The 16,905-nt window shown below is 65.5% G+C and carries 19 protein-coding genes, 1 tRNA gene and 1 pseudogene; 17 read left to right on the top strand and 4 right to left on the bottom strand.

What is annotated here, in order from left to right; translation table 11 throughout:
- Positions 1–28 precede the first annotated feature (28 nt).
- Positions 29–1,609 carry an urea ABC transporter permease subunit UrtB gene (gene urtB, locus EUB48_RS13930; RefSeq protein WP_142819679.1) on the bottom strand — a complete coding sequence of 527 codons (1,581 nt, stop codon included), beginning with the start codon at positions 1,607–1,609 and terminating at the stop codon, positions 29–31.
- 38 nt (positions 1,610–1,647) lie between these two features.
- Positions 1,648–2,925 carry an urea ABC transporter substrate-binding protein gene (gene urtA, locus EUB48_RS13935; protein ID WP_142819680.1) on the bottom strand — a complete coding sequence of 426 codons (1,278 nt, stop codon included), beginning with the start codon at positions 2,923–2,925 and terminating at the stop codon, positions 1,648–1,650.
- A 263-nt stretch (positions 2,926–3,188) separates the two neighbouring features.
- Between urtA and EUB48_RS13940 the strand changes: the two genes are divergently transcribed.
- From EUB48_RS13940 to EUB48_RS13970, 7 genes and pseudogenes are all read left to right on the top strand, one after another.
- A complete protein-coding gene (locus EUB48_RS13940) occupies positions 3,189–3,491 on the top strand; it encodes an urease subunit gamma (RefSeq protein WP_142819681.1) in 303 nt (100 codons plus the stop codon).
- Positions 3,492–3,503: 12 nt separating this feature from the next.
- Positions 3,504–3,833: an urease subunit beta gene (locus EUB48_RS13945; RefSeq protein ID WP_142819682.1), complete on the top strand. Its 330-nt coding sequence runs from the start codon at positions 3,504–3,506 to the stop codon at positions 3,831–3,833.
- Complete coding sequence (gene ureC, locus EUB48_RS13950; RefSeq protein ID WP_142819683.1) at positions 3,833–5,575, top strand: urease subunit alpha; 1,743 nt, start codon at positions 3,833–3,835, stop codon at positions 5,573–5,575. Before EUB48_RS13945 ends, ureC begins: the two co-directional genes overlap by 1 nt.
- A pseudogene (gene ureE / locus EUB48_RS13955) lies at positions 5,575–6,081 on the top strand (urease accessory protein UreE); the annotation flags it as partial. The gene ureC and the pseudogene ureE, both read left to right, overlap by 1 nt.
- 2 nt (positions 6,082–6,083) lie before the next feature.
- Positions 6,084–6,788, top strand: a complete 705-nt coding sequence (locus EUB48_RS13960) for an urease accessory protein UreF (protein ID WP_142819684.1) — start codon at positions 6,084–6,086, stop codon at positions 6,786–6,788.
- Positions 6,785–7,441, top strand: a complete 657-nt coding sequence (ureG, locus tag EUB48_RS13965) for an urease accessory protein UreG (protein ID WP_142819685.1) — start codon at positions 6,785–6,787, stop codon at positions 7,439–7,441. Before EUB48_RS13960 ends, ureG begins: the two co-directional genes overlap by 4 nt.
- A 13-nt stretch (positions 7,442–7,454) precedes the next feature.
- Positions 7,455–7,542, top strand: a tRNA-Ser gene (locus EUB48_RS13970).
- A 22-nt stretch (positions 7,543–7,564) separates the two neighbouring features.
- Here EUB48_RS13970 and EUB48_RS13975 read toward each other — a convergent pair.
- Complete coding sequence (locus tag EUB48_RS13975; RefSeq protein WP_142819686.1) at positions 7,565–7,771, bottom strand: dodecin; 207 nt, start codon at positions 7,769–7,771, stop codon at positions 7,565–7,567.
- 234 nt (positions 7,772–8,005) lie between these two features.
- Here EUB48_RS13975 and EUB48_RS13980 point away from each other — a divergent pair, with 234 nt between their 5' ends.
- From EUB48_RS13980 to EUB48_RS13995, 4 genes are all read left to right on the top strand, one after another.
- A complete protein-coding gene (locus EUB48_RS13980; protein WP_142819687.1) occupies positions 8,006–8,311 on the top strand; it encodes a hypothetical protein in 306 nt (101 codons plus the stop codon).
- Between the two features lie 45 nt (positions 8,312–8,356).
- Positions 8,357–9,916: an acyl-CoA synthetase gene (locus tag EUB48_RS13985; protein WP_142819688.1), complete on the top strand. Its 1,560-nt coding sequence runs from the start codon at positions 8,357–8,359 to the stop codon at positions 9,914–9,916.
- Between the two features lie 70 nt (positions 9,917–9,986).
- Entirely contained in the window at positions 9,987–10,547 is a 561-nt protein-coding gene (locus EUB48_RS13990) for a VTT domain-containing protein (protein ID WP_142819689.1), read from the top strand.
- Between the two features lie 23 nt (positions 10,548–10,570).
- On the top strand, positions 10,571–11,431 hold the full coding sequence (locus tag EUB48_RS13995) for a PA4780 family RIO1-like protein kinase (protein WP_142819690.1): 861 nt from the start codon (positions 10,571–10,573) through the stop codon (positions 11,429–11,431).
- A 40-nt stretch (positions 11,432–11,471) separates the two neighbouring features.
- Here the strand turns inward: EUB48_RS13995 and EUB48_RS14000 are convergent, their stop codons facing one another.
- Positions 11,472–11,999, bottom strand: coding sequence for a GNAT family N-acetyltransferase (locus EUB48_RS14000; RefSeq protein WP_142819691.1), 528 nt, complete (start codon positions 11,997–11,999; stop codon positions 11,472–11,474).
- Between the two features lie 175 nt (positions 12,000–12,174).
- Between EUB48_RS14000 and EUB48_RS14005 the strand changes: the two genes are divergently transcribed.
- The 6 genes from EUB48_RS14005 (at position 12,175) to EUB48_RS14030 (ending at position 16,880) form a co-directional block, all read left to right on the top strand.
- Entirely contained in the window at positions 12,175–12,915 is a 741-nt protein-coding gene (locus EUB48_RS14005; RefSeq protein WP_168226749.1) for a type 1 glutamine amidotransferase domain-containing protein, read from the top strand.
- Positions 12,912–13,565, top strand: a complete 654-nt coding sequence (locus EUB48_RS14010) for a DUF938 domain-containing protein (protein ID WP_142819692.1) — start codon at positions 12,912–12,914, stop codon at positions 13,563–13,565. The genes EUB48_RS14005 and EUB48_RS14010 overlap by 4 nt, the downstream gene beginning before the upstream one ends.
- A 37-nt stretch (positions 13,566–13,602) precedes the next feature.
- Positions 13,603–13,902, top strand: a complete 300-nt coding sequence (locus EUB48_RS14015; protein WP_142819693.1) for a 2Fe-2S iron-sulfur cluster-binding protein — start codon at positions 13,603–13,605, stop codon at positions 13,900–13,902.
- A gap of 138 nt (positions 13,903–14,040) precedes the next feature.
- A complete protein-coding gene (locus tag EUB48_RS14020) occupies positions 14,041–14,805 on the top strand; it encodes a c-type cytochrome (protein WP_420821416.1) in 765 nt (254 codons plus the stop codon).
- The gene (locus EUB48_RS14025; protein WP_142819694.1) at positions 14,802–16,103 is read left to right on the top strand and encodes a c-type cytochrome; all 1,302 of its coding nucleotides are present in this window, start codon (positions 14,802–14,804) and stop codon (positions 16,101–16,103) included. The genes EUB48_RS14020 and EUB48_RS14025 overlap by 4 nt, the downstream gene beginning before the upstream one ends.
- 15 nt (positions 16,104–16,118) lie before the next feature.
- Positions 16,119–16,880 (top strand): VOC family protein, encoded by a 762-nt coding sequence (locus EUB48_RS14030; protein ID WP_142819695.1) that lies wholly within the window; start codon positions 16,119–16,121, stop codon positions 16,878–16,880.
- The last annotated feature ends 25 nt before the right edge of the window (positions 16,881–16,905 follow it).

The raw sequence follows: 16,905 nt of genomic DNA on the forward strand, positions 1-16,905 counted from the left end.
CACGAAGTGAGCAGGCAACGGGGGTGGGTCATACTTCCGCGCTGCGGCCCCGCATGGCGAAGATGCCCTGGGGGCGCTTCTGGATGAAGATGATGATGAAGACAAGCACCGCGATCTTTGCGAGCACGGCGCCGGCCCAGCCTTCGATGAACTTGTTGAGAATGCCCAGGCCCATGGCCGCATACACGGTGCCGGCGAGCTGGCCGACGCCACCCATCACCACGACCATGAACGAGTCGACGATGTAGCTCTGGCCGAGGTCGGGCCCGACATTGCCGATCTGCGAGAGCGCACAGCCCGCGAGCCCGGCGATGCCGGAGCCCAGCGCGAACGCGTAAGTATCGACGCGCGCCGTGTTCACGCCCATGCAGGAGGCGATCGGCCGGTTTTGCGTGACGCCGCGCACGAACAGTCCCAGCCGCGTGCGGCCGATCAGCCAGCCCATCGCCAGCAGCACCAGCGCCGCGAAGATGATGATGCCGATGCGGTTCCACGGCAGCGTGACATTGCCGAGCATGGTGAAGCCGCCGCTCATCCAGCGGGGGTTTTCAACGCCCACGTTCTGGGCACCGAACAGCGAGCGCACCCCTTGCTGCAGCACCAGGCTGATGCCCCAGGTGGCGAGCAGCGTTTCGAGCGGCCGGCCATACAGGAAACGGATCACGCCGCGTTCCAGCACCGCACCAACCAGCGCCGACGCCAGGAACGCAACCGGGATCGCCGCCGGCAGGTACCAGCCGAAGGCCCCTGCCGGCAGGTATTTCTGAAACAGGCCCTGCATCACATAGGTGGCGTAGGCGCCGATCATGATCAGCTCGCCGTGCGCCATGTTGATGACGCCCATCAGGCCGTAGGTGATGGCCAGGCCGAGCGCCGCGAGCAGCAGTACCGAGCCCAGGCTGACGCCGCTGAAAATCGCGTTGATGCGGTCGCCCCAGACCAGCCGGCTGTCGATGCTGCGCACCGCCGCCCGCAGTGCTGCCTTGACTGCGGCATTGTCTTCCTTGCCCAGGCGCTCGTTGAGCAGCAGTTTGACCTCGGGGCTGCGGCCGGTCGCCAGCGTCGCGGCCGCTTCGAGCCGGTGCGTCAGATCGGGGCTGTCGAGCATGCTGGCGGCGCGCACGCGCTCGAGCCTGGCCTTGATCTGCGGATTGCTTTCGGCCGCCAGCGCCTTCTCCACCAGCGGCAGGTGCGATTCGTCGGGCTCGTTCAGCAGCGTCTGCACCGCGTCCGCACGCACCTTCTCATCAGGGCTGGACAGCTTGAGCGCTGCCATCGCGGAGTCGAGCGTGCCGCGCAGCAGGTTGCTGTTGACCACATCCTCGGCATCGTCAGGCACCTTCAGCGGGCTGCCAGTGACGGGATCGTAGCCCTTCCCGTTCCTCATGACATAGACATGGGCGGGCGTGGTCTTGACCGCGTCATCGGCCAGGGCCTGGAGAAAGTCGGCTGTTTTCGCATCGGCGCTCAAGACCGCCTTGTTGATGGCAGCCACGCGGTCGCTGGCGTCGCCCGTCGCCATGACCACGGCCTCATCCGGTGTCAGCGCGTGAGCGGCACCTGCCATCAGCAGTGCCGCCAACACCGCCTGGATCGATCGCCGAAGCATGAAGAATCTCGCCAGGGAATGGGCCGGTGCCCACTTGCTCAGGACGACTTGCCGGCCGGATAGTCGGGCTTCTTGTCGTCGCCTTCGATGAAGGGACTCCAGGGCTGGGCCTTGATCGGTGCCGGCGTCCTCCACACCACGCTGAACTGGCCGTCGCCACGAATCTCGCCGATGAACACCGGCTTGTGCAGATGGTGGTTCTTCGGGTCCATCTCGACGGTGAATCCGTCCGGCGCCTTGAAGGTCTGACCGGCCATCGCCGCGATCACCTTGTCGGTGCCGGTGGATTTCGCCTTCTCCACCGCCTGCTTCCACATGTGGATGCCGATCCATGTCGCTTCCATCGGGTCATTGGTCAGCGGCTTGTCCGCCTGACCCGGCAGCTTCTTGGCTTTGGCGTACTCGCTCCACTGCTGGATAAAGGCGGCGTTGGTCGGATTTTTGAGCGACATGAAGTAATTCCACGCAGCCAGGTGCCCCACCAGCGGCTTCGCATCGACGCCGCGCAGCTCTTCCTCGCCCACCGAGAAAGCCACCACCGGCACGTCCTTGGCTTTCAGGCCAGCGTTGCCGAGTTCCTTGTAGAACGGCACATTGGAGTCGCCGTTGATGGTGGAGATCACGGCCGTCTTGCCGCCCTGCGAGAACTTCTTGATGTCGGCCACGATGGTCTGGTAATCGCTGTGACCGAATGGGGTGTATTTTTCATCAATGTCCGAGTCCTTCACACCCTTGCTATGCAAAAAGGCGCGCAGGATCTTGTTCGTGGTGCGCGGGTACACGTAGTCGGTGCCCAGCAGCACGAAGCGGCGGGCGCCCCCGCCTTCCCTGCTCATGAGGTAATCCACGGCGGGAATGGCCTGCTGGTTGGGCGCGGCACCGGTGTAGAACACGTTCTTCGACAGCTCCTCGCCTTCGTATTGCACCGGATAGAACAGCAGGCCGTTCATTTCTTCGACCACCGGCAGCACCGACTTGCGCGATACCGAGGTCCAGCAGCCGAAGATCACGGCCACCTTGTCCTGCCCCAGCAACTGCTTGGTCTTCTCGGCGAACAGCGGCCAGTTGGACGCCGGGTCGACGACCACGGGTTCGAGCTGTTTGCCCATGACACCGCCGTGCTTGTTGATGTCCTCGATGGTCATCAACGCCATGTCTTTCAGCGCCGTCTCTGAAATCGCCATCGTGCCCGACAGCGAATGCAGGATGCCAACCTTGATGGTGTCCTGCGCGAACGCCTGAGGCGCAAAGGCAAACGCGCCGCTGGCAACGGCAGCCGCCACGGCGACCGCCTTGAGATTCCCTCGTCGGTTCATTTCTCTTCTCCAAGAAAGTTGCGATCCACAATCAGATCGAGCCGGTATCAGCAAGCTCCATGCCAGGCCCGTGCGTCCCGCTCGCGAGCGCACAGCCATCGAAATCGCTCACGAACGCACCGTTTCGGGCATCGCGCGGCACCTGCAAGGTGCGTTGGATGCCAGACGGCGGGGCCGCACCTGAAAAATGCGCCGGGGGTGTGCCTGGAACGCAAGTTGCTGCACAATGAATCGCCCATTCCGCCTGACCTGATCTGCACCCCATGGAACTGACGCCGCGCGAAAAAGACAAGCTCCTGATCTTCACGGCCGCCCTGCTGGCCGAGCGCCGGCGTGCGCGCGGGCTCAAGCTCAACTACCCCGAAGCCGTGGCACTGATCTCCGCCGCGGTCATGGAGGGCGCGCGCGACGGCAGGACGGTGGCACAGCTCATGAGCGAAGGCCGCACCATCCTGACCCGTGCCGACGTGATGGACGGCATCGCCGAGATGATCGCCGACATCCAGGTGGAAGCCACCTTTCCCGACGGCACCAAACTGGTCACGGTGCACCAGCCCATCATCTGAAAGGATGACTTCATGATCCCCGGAGAACTCTTCACCGACGATGGCGAGCACCTGCTGAACGCGGGGCGCCGCACGCTCCCCATGGCGGTGCAAAACACGGGCGACCGGCCCATTCAGGTCGGCTCGCACTACCACTTCGCGGAAACCAACGCCGCGCTGCGCTTCGATCGTGCCGCGGCGCGCGGCATGCGCCTGAACATCACGTCCGGCACCGCCGTGCGTTTCGAGCCGGGCCAGCAGCGCACGGTGGAGCTGGTGGACTACGCCGGGGAGCGCCGCGTGTTCGGCTTTCACGGCGACGTCATGGGGGCGCTCGATGCGCCGTCCCCAGGAGCCGCGTGATGGCCAGCATCGGGCGGCGCGCCTATGCCGAAATCTTCGGCCCCACAGTGGGCGACCGGATCCGGCTCGCGGACACGGACCTGATCGTTGAAGTGGAGCAGGACCTCACCCTGCGCGGCGGCGGCTACGGCGAGGAAGTGAAGTTCGGCGGCGGCAAGACCATCCGCGACGGTATGGCGCAGAGCCAGCGCACGCGCGCCGAAGGCGCGATGGACACGGTCCTGACGAACGCGCTGATCATCGATCACTGGGGCATCGTCAAGGCCGACATCGGCCTTCAAGGTGGACGCATTGCCGCCATCGGCAACGCGGGCAATCCGGACACCCAGCCCGGTGTGGACATGGTCATCGGCCCCGGTACCGAGATCATCAGTTGCGAGGGCCGCATCGTCACTGCCGGCGGCGTCGATACCCATATTCATTTCATTTCGCCGCAGCAGATCGAGGAGGCGCTGAGCTCGGGCGTGACCACCATGATCGGTGGCGGCACCGGCCCGGCCACCGGCACCCTGGCCACCACGTGCACGCCGGGCCCGTGGAACATCGAGCGCATGCTGCAGGCGGCCGATGCCTTTCCGATGAACCTGGGTTTCCTGGGCAAGGGCAACACCAGCCTGCCGGGCGCCCTGCACGAGCAGGTCAACGCCGGGGTCATGGGATTGAAGCTGCATGAGGACTGGGGCAGCACGCCGGCCGCCATCGACAACTGCCTCTGCGTAGCCGAAGCCACCGACATCCAGGTCGCCATCCACACCGATACCCTGAACGAGTCCGGCTTTGTGGAAGACACCATCGCCGCCTTCAAGGGCCGCACCATCCACACCTTCCACACCGAGGGCGCGGGCGGCGGCCATGCACCGGACATTCTCAAGGTCGTGGGCGAGGCCAATGTGCTGCCCTCCTCCACCAATCCGACGCGCCCCTACACGGTCAACACGCTGGACGAGCATGTGGACATGCTGATGGTGTGCCACCACCTGAATCCGGCCATTGCCGAGGATCTGGCGTTTGCCGAGAGCCGCATCCGCAAGGAAACGATCGCGGCCGAAGACGTGCTGCACGACCTCGGTGCCATCAGCATGTTCTCCAGCGATTCGCAGGCCATGGGACGGGTCGGCGAGGTCATCATCCGCTGCTGGCAAACCGCGCACAAGATGAAGCAGCAGCGCGGCTGGCTGGCTCCTCCCGGCCAGGCGGAGCCTGTCCAGGTCCAGCAGCGCAACGACAACTTCCGGGTCAAGCGCTATGCCGCCAAGTTCACCATCAATCCGGCGATCGCGCACGGCGTTGCGCACGAGGTGGGCTCGATTGAGGTCGGCAAATGGGCCGACCTGGTACTCTGGTCGCCGGCGTTTTTTGGCGTCAAGCCCGCCCTGATCCTCAAGGGCGGCTTCATCGCCATGGCGGCCATGGGCGACCCCAACGGCTCCATTCCGACGCCGCAGCCCGTGCACTACCGCCCGATGTTCGGCGCCTTTGGCGGCGCGCTGGCCAAATCCTCGCTCACCTTTGTGTCGCAGGCCGGTTTGCGGGCCGGCATCAAGGAGCGTTTCGGGCTGGCCAAACCCCTGAGTGCCGTGCGGGGCATTCGCGGCCTCGGCAAGCGTCACATGATCCACAACGACTACGCTCCCCGGATGGAGGTGGACGCGCAGACTTACGAAGTGCGCGCCGACGGCCGCTTGCTCACGTGCGAGCCTGCCGCCAGCCTGCCCATGACACAACGCTACTTTCTGTTTTGATGCTACAGGTATCCAGACTCATCGCCAAGGGGGCCGGCCTGGCCGGCGCCCTGGTCAAGCGCGCGGCCACCGTCGAGCTCGACTGGGATGTGCGCCAGAAAAGCCGTTTCTATGCAACCGACTCGCTCGGCCGCGCGTTGGGCGTCTTCCTGCCGCGTGGCACGGTGGTGCGTGGCGGCGACGTGCTGGTGGCCCAGGATGGCTCGTTGATCCGCATGATTGCCGCCCCGCAGGCCGTGCTGCGCATCACCCAGTGTGCGGAGCACGGGACCGCGTTCGACCTCACGCGCGCGGCCTATCACCTGGGCAACCGCCATGTGCCGATCGAGCTTCAACCCGATCACCTCAAAATCGAGCCCGATCACGTGCTGGCCGATCTGCTGCGTTCCATGCATCTGGTTGTGAACCCGGCGCATGAAGCGTTTGAGCCCGAGGGCGGCGCCTACGCCGCCGGCGCGCACGACCATGCGCACGGGCACGATCACGGCCACGAACACCACAGCCACTGATGCGTGCACCCAAAGATACCGAGCGCCTGCCAGCACCGAGCCTGCTGCAGTTGATCTGGCTCGCCTCCCCGGCGTTGCCGGTCGGCGGGTTTTCATACTCCGAAGGGCTGGAAGCCGGCGTGGACAGGGCGGGAATAACTACCGAAACGATAGCATCCAACTGGCTGGTGGATCAACTTCACTTGACACTGGCACGCGGCGATTTGGCCGTTGTGGCCAAGGCGATTGCAGCCTGGCGGCGCGGCGATCTGGAGCATCTGGGTGAACTCACCGCCTGGGTGCTGCAAACCCGGGAGAGCAGCGAACTGCGCCTGCAGACCGGGCAAATGGGCCAGTCACTGTTGCTGTGGCTGCGCAACCAGGCCACGGCAAGCCAGCCCCAGTTCGAAGCCTGCGCGCAAATGCCGCCGACCTACCCGGTCATATTCGCATTGGCGGCCTCGGCCACACAGGCCAGCGTTCGCGACTGCCTGCTCGCGTTCGCGTTTGGCTGGGCCGAAAATATGGTGCAGGCCGCCGTCAAGTCTGTGCCACTCGGCCAGAATGCGGGGCAGCGCATACTGGCCCGGCTGGCCGATGAAATCCCGTCCGCCGTGGATCACGCCATGGGGCTGATGGACAGCGAACGCCAGGCCTTCGCCCCGATGCTGGCGATCCTCTCCAGCCAGCACGAAACCCAATATTCGAGGTTGTTTCGATCATGAGTCTGCATAGCATTCCCCATCGCACCAAGACGCTGCCGCCGCTGCGCGTAGGCATTGGCGGGCCGGTCGGCTCCGGCAAGACGACGCTGCTGGAGATGCTGTGCAAGGCCATGCGCGACCGCTACGACCTGGTCGTCATCACCAACGACATCTACACCAAGGAAGATCAGCGCCTGCTGACGGTGAGCGGTGCGCTGCCGGCCGAGCGCATCATGGGTGTCGAAACCGGCGGCTGTCCACACACCGCCATCCGCGAAGATGCCTCCATCAACCTCGCGGCGATCGACCACATGCTGATCGATTTCCCCGATGCCGACATCGTGTTCGTGGAAAGCGGCGGCGACAATCTGGCCGCCACCTTCAGCCCCGAGTTGAGCGACCTGACGATTTATGTGATCGACGTGGCCGGCGGCGAAAAAATCCCGCGCAAGGGCGGCCCCGGCATCACCAAGAGCGATCTGTTCGTGATCAACAAGACCGACCTGGCGCCCTATGTGGGCGCGGACCTCGGCATCATGGAAGCCGACACCCGGCGCATGCGCACCACGGCCAGTGGGCTCAAGCCCTTTGTGATGACCAACCTGAAGACCCGCAGCGGCTTGAATGAAGTGATCTCGTTCATCGAAACCAAAGGCATGCTCCACGCCGGGTAAAATGGCCGGCTTGGGAAGAGTGGCAGAGTGGTCGATTGCACCGGTCTTGAAAACCGGCGACGGGAAACCGTCCGTGAGTTCGAATCTCACCTCTTCCGCCAGTTACCAGGCATTCACGCGGCGCTACTCCAGCCGAAAGCCCACCTTGATCGTGACCTGGTAGTGCGAAACCTTCCCGTTCGCGATATGCCCTCGCGACTCGGTCACTTCATACCAATCCATGTTCTTGACCGTCAGCGCGGCCTTGGCGATCGCATCGCGTATCGCGTGATCGGTCCCCTCGGTGGAGGAGCCGACCAGTTCGAGGATCTTGTAGGTGTGTGCGGACATGATGTTTCCCATAGGGTGAAGGCCAGACATCGAAAGCTTGCGTTTTGCAAGCAACTGGTCATGTTGTTCCCTAACGCCGGAGTGTGTCAATGGGCGCTCCCCGCCGCACCAACAGGTGTCGGCGCCGGGCAACACCCTCCAGTGCTCACGGGCTTGCACAAAATGTTATTTCTGCTTCAATGGGTCTGGTTTCGGTCAGTACATTCAGTCGGCTCTTTGCCACAGGAGGTTGATATGCGACTCGATCTTTTCCACACACGCCCTGAGGCTCACATCCGCAAGGCCCAGGAATACCTGGAAGAAGCCAATCTCGCGCGCATCGAGCATGAGGCCGCCGCGGAACATCATGCCGCGCTGGCAACGATGTACACGCAGCGAATCGCCCGGCTGCAACAGCAAATCGCCGACTCGCTGATGCCCTACGTCTCATCCGGGCAGCAGGTTTTCGAGCCCGTTCAGGCCGATCCGGGCAAACGCGGCCCCGATGCAGTCGTTTCCTTGACCCGGATGCAAAGAGCCGGAACCACGGACGGCGGGTAAAGTGCGCCTTGGGGCCTGGCCGCAGGCCCGGACAAAGGAGACGCCATGAACCCGATGATTCGACGCCAGACGCTGGCCGATATCCTGCGCCGCAGCGCGCGCCGCACCCCCGCCAAGACCGCCGTCATCTGCGGCAGCACGACCTGGAGCTATGCCGAGTTCGAGCGCATCACCGAACGCGTGGCGGCGGGTCTGGCCGGGCGCGGTGTCGGCAAGGGAGATCGGGTTGCCATCCTCGCGCGCAACTCGCATGCCTTTGCGGCGCTGCGTTTTGCGCTGGCGCGGCTCGGCGCGGTGCTGGTGCCGATCAACTTCATGCTCAAGGCCGACGAGGTGGCCTACATCCTGCGCCATGCGGGCGCGCAGATGCTGGCCACCGACAGCGGACTGGCCGAGCTGGCCCGCGCGGGGGCCGCGCTGGACACCCCGGTGCGCGAATTGGTCTGGCTGCCGTCAGAAGATCCGAGCGAACCGGCGCCCGGCATGACCCCGTTCGACGCGCTGGCCGCTAGCACCGGCGCGGTGCCCGAAGTCGCGCTGGACGGCACCGACCTGGCGCAGATCGTCTACACCAGCGGCACCGAGTCGAGCCCCAAGGGCGCCATGCTGACGCACGATGCCGTGCTGTGGCAATACGTCAGCTGCGTGGTGGACGCCGGCATTGCCAGCGACGACCGGACTCTGCACGCGCTGCCGCTGTACCACTGCGCGCAGCTCGATGTGTTTTTTGGCCCGGCCATTTATGTGGGCGGAACCAACGTGATCACCTCCAAACCGGTTCCCGACAACCTGCTGCCGCTGATCGCAAAGCATCGCATCACCAGTTTCTTTGCGCCGCCCACGGTGTGGATCGCGTTGCTGCGCTCGCCGCTGTTCGACCAGACCGATCTTTCGTCGCTGGCCAAGGGCTACTACGGCGCCTCCATCATGCCGGTGGAGGTGCTGCGCGAATTGGCGGCGCGACTGCCCCGGGTGCGGCTGTGGAACCTGTATGGCCAGACCGAGATCGCGCCGCTGGCCACCATGCTGGGCCCCGACGACCAGTTGCGCAAACCGGGCTCGTGCGGGCGCGCCGTGCTGAATGTGGAAACCCGCGTGGTGGACGACCAGATGCGCGACGTGGCCCCCGGCGCGGTGGGCGAGATCGTGCACCGCTCGCCGCACCTGATGCTGGGCTACTTCCACGACGACGAGCGCACCCGGGCGGCGTTCGAGGGCGGCTGGTTTCACTCGGGCGACCTGGCCACCATCGACGACGAGGGCTACATCACGGTGGTGGACCGCAAGAAGGACATGATCAAGACCGGCGGCGAAAACGTCGCCAGCCGCGAGGTGGAAGAAATGATCTACCGCCTGCCCCAGGTGTCCGAGGTCGCGGTGATCGGCCTGCCGCATCCGCGCTGGGTCGAGGCAGTCACCGCCGTGGTCGTGGTCAAGGCCGGCCAGTCGCTCAGCGCGGACGAGGTGATGGCGCATTGCGCGGCCGGCATGGCCAGCTTCAAGAGTCCCAAGCACGTGGTGTTTGCGCAGGCGCTGCCGAAGAACCCCAGCGGCAAGCTGCTCAAGCGCGAGTTGCGCCAGATGTATGCCGCGCTCATCGGGTGACTATGATTTTGATAGCTATCTGTCCATTCCCTGAAAGGGTTAGCGGTCTATTTTCCTTAAGAAATCGGCCATGAACCCGTACAAGCGACTGCTCGGTGTGGTCGTTTTTTTCGGCGTACTGCTCGCGGTGTTCCGGTTCACTGGCCTGCGCGACAACTTCAGCCTCGCGTTTTTGCGTGACGCCTTTCTCGCGCACAAGCTGGGCGGCGTGCTGATCTTTGTCGCCATGTTTTCGCTCGGCAACCTGATCCAGATACCGGGCTGGATCTTCCTGGCCGCGGCTGTGCTCGCGCTGGGCCGGGCGTGGGGCGGCATGGTGACCTACATCGCGGCCGTCATGTCGTGCGCCATCACGTTTTTGATCATTCGCTTCATGGGCGGCGACGCGCTGCTGCAGCTCAAAAGCCGCTGGGCCCGCAGGATTCTCGGCCGCCTGCACGCGCACCCAGTCACCAGCATTGCCTTGCTGCGCACGATGTTCCAGACCCTGCCCGCGCTGAACGCGGCGCTGGCCCTGTCGGGCGTCAAGTTTCGCCAGTACCTGGCCGGCACGACGCTGGGGCTGCCCTTGCCAATCGCGCTGTACTGCCTGTTTTTTGACTACCTGGCGATCCTGCTGCACCTGCACTGACGCACACAGCGCAAAATGGCGCCATGAAAATACCCTCCAGACTGGTGCCGCTGATGGAAGACGGCCTGATCGACAGCGTCGTGCGCCAGCTCATGAGCGGCAAGGAAGCCATGGTGTTCGTGGTGCGCTGCGGCGCCGAGACGCGCTGCGCCAAGGTCTACAAGGAAGCCAACAAGCGGGCCTTTCGCCAGGCGGTGGACTACACCGAAAACCGCAAGACCAAAAACAGCCGGCAGGCGCGCGCCATGGCCAAGGGCACGCGCTACGGGCGCGAGGTGCAGGAGCAGGCCTGGCAAAACGCCGAGGTCGATGCGCTGTACCGGCTGGCCGCGGCCGGCGTGCGCGTGCCCAGGCCCTACCACTTTCACGAGGGCGTGCTGCTCATGGAGCTGGTGACCAATGCCGACGGCGACGCGGCCCCGCGCCTGAACGACCTCGCCTTCACGCCCGAGCAGGCGCGCCAGCACCACCACACGCTGATCCAGGAAGTGGTGCGCATGCTGTGTGCCGGCGTGGTGCATGGCGACCTGAGCGAATTCAACATCCTGATGGGCGTGGACGCCGATGGCCAGGCGTGCCCGGTGATCATCGACCTGCCGCAAGCCATCGACGCGGCGGGCAACAACCATGCGCCCGCCATGCTGGAGCGCGACGTGGCCAACCTGCGAAACTATTTCGGCCAGTTTGCGCCCGAGCTGCTGGCCACCGACTATGGCCGCGAAATCTGGGCCCTGTATGCCGCCAGCGCGCTGCACCCCGAGGTGGCGCTCACCGGCCGTTTCGAGCGCAGCCGCAAGGCGGTGGATCTGGATGGCGTGCTGCGCGAGATTGGCGATGCACGGGCCGAAGAAGCGGCCCGGCTGCTGCGCCTGCAAACCGCTTGACATGGGCAGGCCCGCCCTTTGACATGGCCTTTGGCCGTCGTCAGGCCAGCGCGCGCTTGAGGCGGATCTCTTCCACCTTGATGGCGCCCATGGGCACCGTCTTGGCCGTGGACAGTTCGCGCTTGAAACCGGCAAGCTCAAAAAAGCGCAAGGCACGCTCGTTGCGCAGCGGAACCCAGGCCGTCACGTTGGTGCAGCCTTCTTCCAGCAGCCCCTCGCGCGCACCGTCCCACAGCGCCAGGCCGACGCCCTGGCTCCAATGCGCGGGCGCCGCGTAGATCGCCCAGATTTCTCCGGTGGTGGCCGGCGTGCCCTTGTCGCGCGAGCGGTCAAAGCCGGCGAAGCCGACCACCTTGTCACCTTCCAGCGCCACCACCACTTGGGGATCGCCGTACTCGATGGCCTCGCGCCACAGTGACAGGCGCTTGATCGCGGGCAGACTGCCCAGATGCTCGTCGGGCACCAGCCCCTTGTAGGCGGCCTGCGACGCGCTGGCGTGGATATCGGCGACGGCCTGGGCGTCATTCAGGGTGGCGGGGCGAACCTCGTAAATGGGCGTGCTGGACATGACGGGTGACTTGTGAAATTGGGGATTGAAAATTCAAAGGGAGCAGAATTGTCGCCGCAAAAGCCGCCCTCGTCATTTTGATCACACGATGGCAGTGCCAGGCCAGGCATTGGCTTTTACCGCCTGGGGCGCCGCTGCGCGAAAGGGATAATCGGCTTTGCAACGCAAAGACCTTATGGCGACCATCCTTGTCCCGATCCCGGCCACCGACTTCGACCCGACCGAGACTGCCGTGCCGTGGCAAATCCTCGCCTCGCTCGGCCATCGCCTGGTGTTTGCCACGCCGGACGGCACGACCGGCCACGCCGATCCGCGCATGCTCACGGGCCAGGGACTGGGCCTGCTGGCCCCGATCCTGATGGCCGATGCCAACGGCCGGCGCGCCTACGAGGCAATGGCGCGCAGCGAGGCCTTCCGCCAGCCGCTGCGCTATGAGGACATCAAGAGCGGTGACTTCGATGCCCTGCTGCTGGCGCGCGGCCATGCGCCCGGCATGCGGCCCTATCTGGAATCGAATTTGCTGCAGACGCACGTGGCGGAATTTTTTGCGTGGGGCAAGCCCGTGGGCGCCATTTGCCACGGCGTGCTGCTGGCCGCGCGCTCGCGCGAGAAGGCCGGTCTGTCGGTGCTGTCGGGCAAAACCACCACGGCGCTGACCAAGCTGCTGGAGATGAGCGCCTGGGCGGCCACCTGCGCCTGGCTCGGGCGCTACTACCGCACCTACGACGAGTGCGTTGAAGACGAGGTCAAGCGCGCGCCAGCCCGTCGCTGCGCACCGGTTTGGCACCGAGTTCGGGAAACTGCTGGGCTCCAGCGCGCCACGCTCATGAACGCAGCGACGGGCCGCCCCGAGCAAGTTGCGTTCCCTCGGGGGGCAGCGCAGCACGCGCAGTGGCGGGCGTGGGGGCTCACATGAGCGATTTGCGCCAGCACAGCCCCGCCGCCGAACGCAACCGGCAGCCGATTCTGGAAGTCCTGCAGCGCCTGCTGCCCAAGCGCGGCGCGGCACTGGAGATTGCCAGCGGCACGGGGCAGCATGTGGCCTACTTCGCCTCTGGTCTGCCGGGCTGGACCTGGCAGCCGAGCGATCCGCAGGCGGATGCGCTGGCGTCGATCGCCGCCTGGTGTGTGCGAGATGGCTCCGGTGGTCTGCTGGTCAACGTGCGCCCGCCGGTTCGTCTGGATGTGATGGACGGGGACTGGCCCGGCGTCGGTGTGGTGGACGCCATCTTCTGCGCCAACATGCTGCACATTGCGCCGTGGCCGACCTGCGCGGCGCTGATGCGTGGCGCCGCGCGGCACCTGGCACCGCGCGGCGTGCTGCTGACCTACGGCCCGTATCTGGTGGACGGCGTCGCCACCGCGCCCGGCAACCTGGCCTTTGACCAGAGCCTGCGCGCGCGCAACCCGGATTGGGGCATCCGGCATCTGGCCGACGTGGCGCACGAGGCGGCCCAGGCCGGCCTGCGGCTGCGCGAGCAGATCGCGATGCCGGCCAACAACCTGCTGCTGGTATTCGGGAGGGCGGAGCAGGGCCATCCGCAAACGCACGGCGGGCCGGCATGAGCCGCAGGGCCGCGCCCCGTGGTGCGGAGCTTGCCTGATGAGCGTGGGCGAGGACCAGCCGGTCGAAATTTTTGACGCGCGCCTGGAGCCCGCGGGCTTGCGCTTCGATGCGCCGGCCGACCTGCCGCTGCTGCAAGCCGCGCTGCGCGCCGGCATCGAGCTGGCCAGTTCCTGCCGCAACGGCACCTGCCGCACCTGCATCTGCCGCCTGCGCCAGGGGCGTGTGGTTTACCGGATCGAATGGCCGGGGCTGAGCCTTGAGGAAAAGCAGGAAGGTTTCATCCTGCCTTGCGTGGCGCATCCCGCATCGAGCGTGGTCATCGAGTGGCCTGGCTGATAGATCACTATATTTTTGATAGCTAACCATCGAAGTCGATAATAGGCTGCGGACCGTTTTTGTTGAAATCCATCGGTCGCGCACGCCAGCCCCACCGGGCCAATGGCACAGAACTTTCAAAGCCGCCTTTGATGAGGCATGATTTCGTCCATCGTGAAACTCCAACACCCTCTTTTTTCGAACCTCTTTTTCGCCACACTGGCCTTGCTCGCGTTCGGTTGCACCACCCGCACCGCCCTGGCGGCCGCGCCTTTTGAGGACACCATTGCCCAGCGCACACAGGCTTGCACGGCCTGCCACGGCCAGCAGGGCCGGGCCGGGCCGGACGGTTACTACCCGCGCATCGCGGGCAAACCGGCGGGCTACCTGTACAACCAGCTGATCAACTTTCGCGAAGGGCGCCGCCACTACGGCCTGATGACCGGCATGGTGGACCTGCTGTCGGACACCTACCTGATGGAGATCGCGCAATACTTTTCCTCGATCGACGTGCCCTACCCAGCGCCCTCCTCCGCGGCGCAGCTGGCCGCCACGCCCGAGGTGCTGCGCATGGGGCAGCTGCTGGTCACTCAGGGCGACCCGGCGCGCCAGATTCCGGCCTGCGTGCAGTGCCACGGCCAGGCACTCACGGGCGTGGCACCCAACATTCCGGGTCTGCTCGGGCTGCCGCGCGACTACATCAACGGCCAGATGGGCTCGTTTCGGACCGGGCAGCGCCGCGCCCACGCGCCCGACTGCATGGCCAAGGTGGCGCAGCGGCTCAGCCTGGCCGAAGTGAATGCCGCGTCCAGCTGGCTGGCGACGCAGGCGCTGCCGGCCGACACGCATCCGGCAACGTCGCTACCGGCTCCCTTGCCGTTGCCTTGCGGCAGCGCGCCCCCGCCTGAGGGGGCCAAACCATGAAAAAGCTCGGCATCACCCTTCTCGGTGGCGTGGTCGTGCTGGCCGGCCTGGCAGCCCTGGTGTGGCACCTGAATGTGCGGGACGAGCCCGATGTGTCGGCTCCCATGACAGCGGCATCGGCCGGTGCGCCGGCGGCCGCCACCGTGGCGCGCGGCGAATACCTGGCGCGGGCCGGCGACTGCATGGCCTGCCACACCGCGCGTGGCGGCGCGGCTTTCGCGGGGGGGCTGGGTTTGCCCACGCCCTTCGGCACCGTGTACACATCCAACCTCACACCCGATAACGAGACCGGCATTGGCAGCTGGTCGTCCGCGTATTTCTGGCGCGCCCTGCACAATGGCCGCGCCAAGGACGGCCGCCTGCTCTACCCTGCGTTCCCGTACACCAATTACACGCAGGTCACGCGCGAAGACTCCGATGCGATCTACGCCTGGCTGCGCACGCTGGCGCCGGTGCACCAGGCCAACCGCCCGCATGCGCTGCGCTGGCCCTACAGCACGCAGGCGGCACTGGCGGTATGGCGTGCCCTGTTTTTCAAGCCCGGGGCCTATGTGTCCGACCCCACCCGTACGGCCGAATGGAACCGCGGCGCCTATCTGGTGCAGGGCCTGGGCCATTGCAGTGCCTGCCACGCCACGCGCAACGCGCTGGGGGCCACCTCCAGCTCGCTGGACCTGGCCGGCGGGCTGATTCCACTGCAAAACTGGTACGCACCGTCGCTGGAATCGCCGCTTGAGGCGGGCGTGGCCGACTGGGACATACCGCACATCGTCGAGCTCTTCAAAACCGGGGCGACCCGCCACGGCTGGGTCACCGGCCCGATGGCCGAGGCGGTGCTGCGTGGCACCCAGTATTTGTCGCAGGAAGATCTGGTCGCCATGGCCCAGTATCTGAAGAACTTGCCCGCCGGACATGCGGACGTATTGCCTGCAGCACGCGCGCACACCCCGATCAATCCCGCCGTGGCCCTGCTGGGCGCCAGGCTGTACAAGGACAACTGCGCCCAATGCCACGGCGATGCGGGCCAGGGGGTTCCGCATGCGTACCCGACGCTGGCCGGCAACCGCGCCGTGACGATGGACTCCCCTGCCAACCTGGTGCAAATGGTTTTGTATGGCGGCTTCCCGCCGGCCACTGGAGGCAACCCACGCCCGTTCGGCATGCCGCCCTACGTGCTGGTCTTGAGCGACGCCGATATTGCCGCCGTGCTGACCCACATCCGCACGTCTTGGGGGAACCAGGCCGAGCAGGTCACCGAAGTGGAAGTCAACCGCTTGCGCAGCAACGCAACGCCTTGAATCGAGGAGCACCCCATGGACTACCATCACGGCAAATTCGTCTGGTTTGAGCACCTGTCGCGCGACATTCCCAAGGCACGCACCTTCTACGACGCGCTGTTCGGCTGGCGCACCGATACGGTCGAGATAGCGGACAGCGTTCCCTATCCGATGATTCATCACGGCGGGCACGGCATCGGCGGCTTTCGGGAAGCGCCGGTGGGCACCCCCGTGCGATGGATCCCCTACCTGTCCGTACCGGATATCGATGCCTCGTTCAGGGACGCGATTGCCGCCGGTGGCAAACCCCTCATGCCGCCCATCGAGTACGGTGCTGTCGGCTGTGCCGCCTTGCTGGCCGACCCGAGCGGAGCCGAATTCGTCATCTGGAAAAGCACGCGAGGCGACCCGCCCGATATCGCCGAAATCGCCGTGGGCGACTGGTACTGGAGCGAGCTGGTGACGACCGACGAAAAGAAGGCCCTGACCTACTACGAGAGTGCCTTCGGCTTCACCAGCGAAGGTATGGACATGGGGCCAATGGGCACCTATTACCTGCTCAAAAAGGACGGCATACCACGGGCCGGCCTGATGAAGGCCCCGCAGCCCAATGACGGTTCGAACTGGCTGCCTTATGTGCGCGTGGCCGACTGCGACGCCTTGACCGCGAAAGCACAATCGCTGGGTGCACGGATCGCGATGCCGCCGCGCGACATTGCGGGCATCGGCCGCTTCAGCGTGCTGGTCGATCCGCTCGGCGCGGCGATCGCGGTGATGCAAAGTCAGCCGTCAAAATGACGTCAAGCTGACGGGCCACTACAAA

The sequence above is a fragment of the Rhodoferax sediminis genome, assembly GCF_006970865.1.
Taxonomy (GTDB): Bacteria; Pseudomonadota; Gammaproteobacteria; order Burkholderiales; family Burkholderiaceae_C; genus Rhodoferax_A; species Rhodoferax_A sediminis.

What these genes read in the sequence shown, in the direction of transcription:
- urtB (WP_142819679.1), bottom strand. Translation starts at nt 1,609, where the DNA reads ATGCTTCGGCGATCGATCCAGGCGGTGTTGGCGGCACTGCTGATGGCA.
- urtA (WP_142819680.1), bottom strand. Translation starts at nt 2,925, where the DNA reads ATGAACCGACGAGGGAATCTCAAGGCGGTCGCCGTGGCGGCTGCCGTT.
- EUB48_RS13940 (WP_142819681.1), top strand. Translation starts at nt 3,189, where the DNA reads ATGGAACTGACGCCGCGCGAAAAAGACAAGCTCCTGATCTTCACGGCC.
- EUB48_RS13945 (WP_142819682.1), top strand. Translation starts at nt 3,504, where the DNA reads ATGATCCCCGGAGAACTCTTCACCGACGATGGCGAGCACCTGCTGAAC.
- ureC (WP_142819683.1), top strand. Translation starts at nt 3,833, where the DNA reads ATGGCCAGCATCGGGCGGCGCGCCTATGCCGAAATCTTCGGCCCCACA.
- EUB48_RS13960 (WP_142819684.1), top strand. Translation starts at nt 6,084, where the DNA reads ATGCGTGCACCCAAAGATACCGAGCGCCTGCCAGCACCGAGCCTGCTG.
- ureG (WP_142819685.1), top strand. Translation starts at nt 6,785, where the DNA reads ATGAGTCTGCATAGCATTCCCCATCGCACCAAGACGCTGCCGCCGCTG.
- EUB48_RS13975 (WP_142819686.1), bottom strand. Translation starts at nt 7,771, where the DNA reads ATGTCCGCACACACCTACAAGATCCTCGAACTGGTCGGCTCCTCCACC.
- EUB48_RS13980 (WP_142819687.1), top strand. Translation starts at nt 8,006, where the DNA reads ATGCGACTCGATCTTTTCCACACACGCCCTGAGGCTCACATCCGCAAG.
- EUB48_RS13985 (WP_142819688.1), top strand. Translation starts at nt 8,357, where the DNA reads ATGAACCCGATGATTCGACGCCAGACGCTGGCCGATATCCTGCGCCGC.
- EUB48_RS13990 (WP_142819689.1), top strand. Translation starts at nt 9,987, where the DNA reads ATGAACCCGTACAAGCGACTGCTCGGTGTGGTCGTTTTTTTCGGCGTA.
- EUB48_RS13995 (WP_142819690.1), top strand. Translation starts at nt 10,571, where the DNA reads ATGAAAATACCCTCCAGACTGGTGCCGCTGATGGAAGACGGCCTGATC.
- EUB48_RS14000 (WP_142819691.1), bottom strand. Translation starts at nt 11,999, where the DNA reads ATGTCCAGCACGCCCATTTACGAGGTTCGCCCCGCCACCCTGAATGAC.
- EUB48_RS14005 (WP_168226749.1), top strand. Translation starts at nt 12,175, where the DNA reads ATGGCGACCATCCTTGTCCCGATCCCGGCCACCGACTTCGACCCGACC.
- EUB48_RS14010 (WP_142819692.1), top strand. Translation starts at nt 12,912, where the DNA reads ATGAGCGATTTGCGCCAGCACAGCCCCGCCGCCGAACGCAACCGGCAG.
- EUB48_RS14015 (WP_142819693.1), top strand. Translation starts at nt 13,603, where the DNA reads ATGAGCGTGGGCGAGGACCAGCCGGTCGAAATTTTTGACGCGCGCCTG.
- EUB48_RS14020 (WP_420821416.1), top strand. Translation starts at nt 14,041, where the DNA reads ATGATTTCGTCCATCGTGAAACTCCAACACCCTCTTTTTTCGAACCTC.
- EUB48_RS14025 (WP_142819694.1), top strand. Translation starts at nt 14,802, where the DNA reads ATGAAAAAGCTCGGCATCACCCTTCTCGGTGGCGTGGTCGTGCTGGCC.
- EUB48_RS14030 (WP_142819695.1), top strand. Translation starts at nt 16,119, where the DNA reads ATGGACTACCATCACGGCAAATTCGTCTGGTTTGAGCACCTGTCGCGC.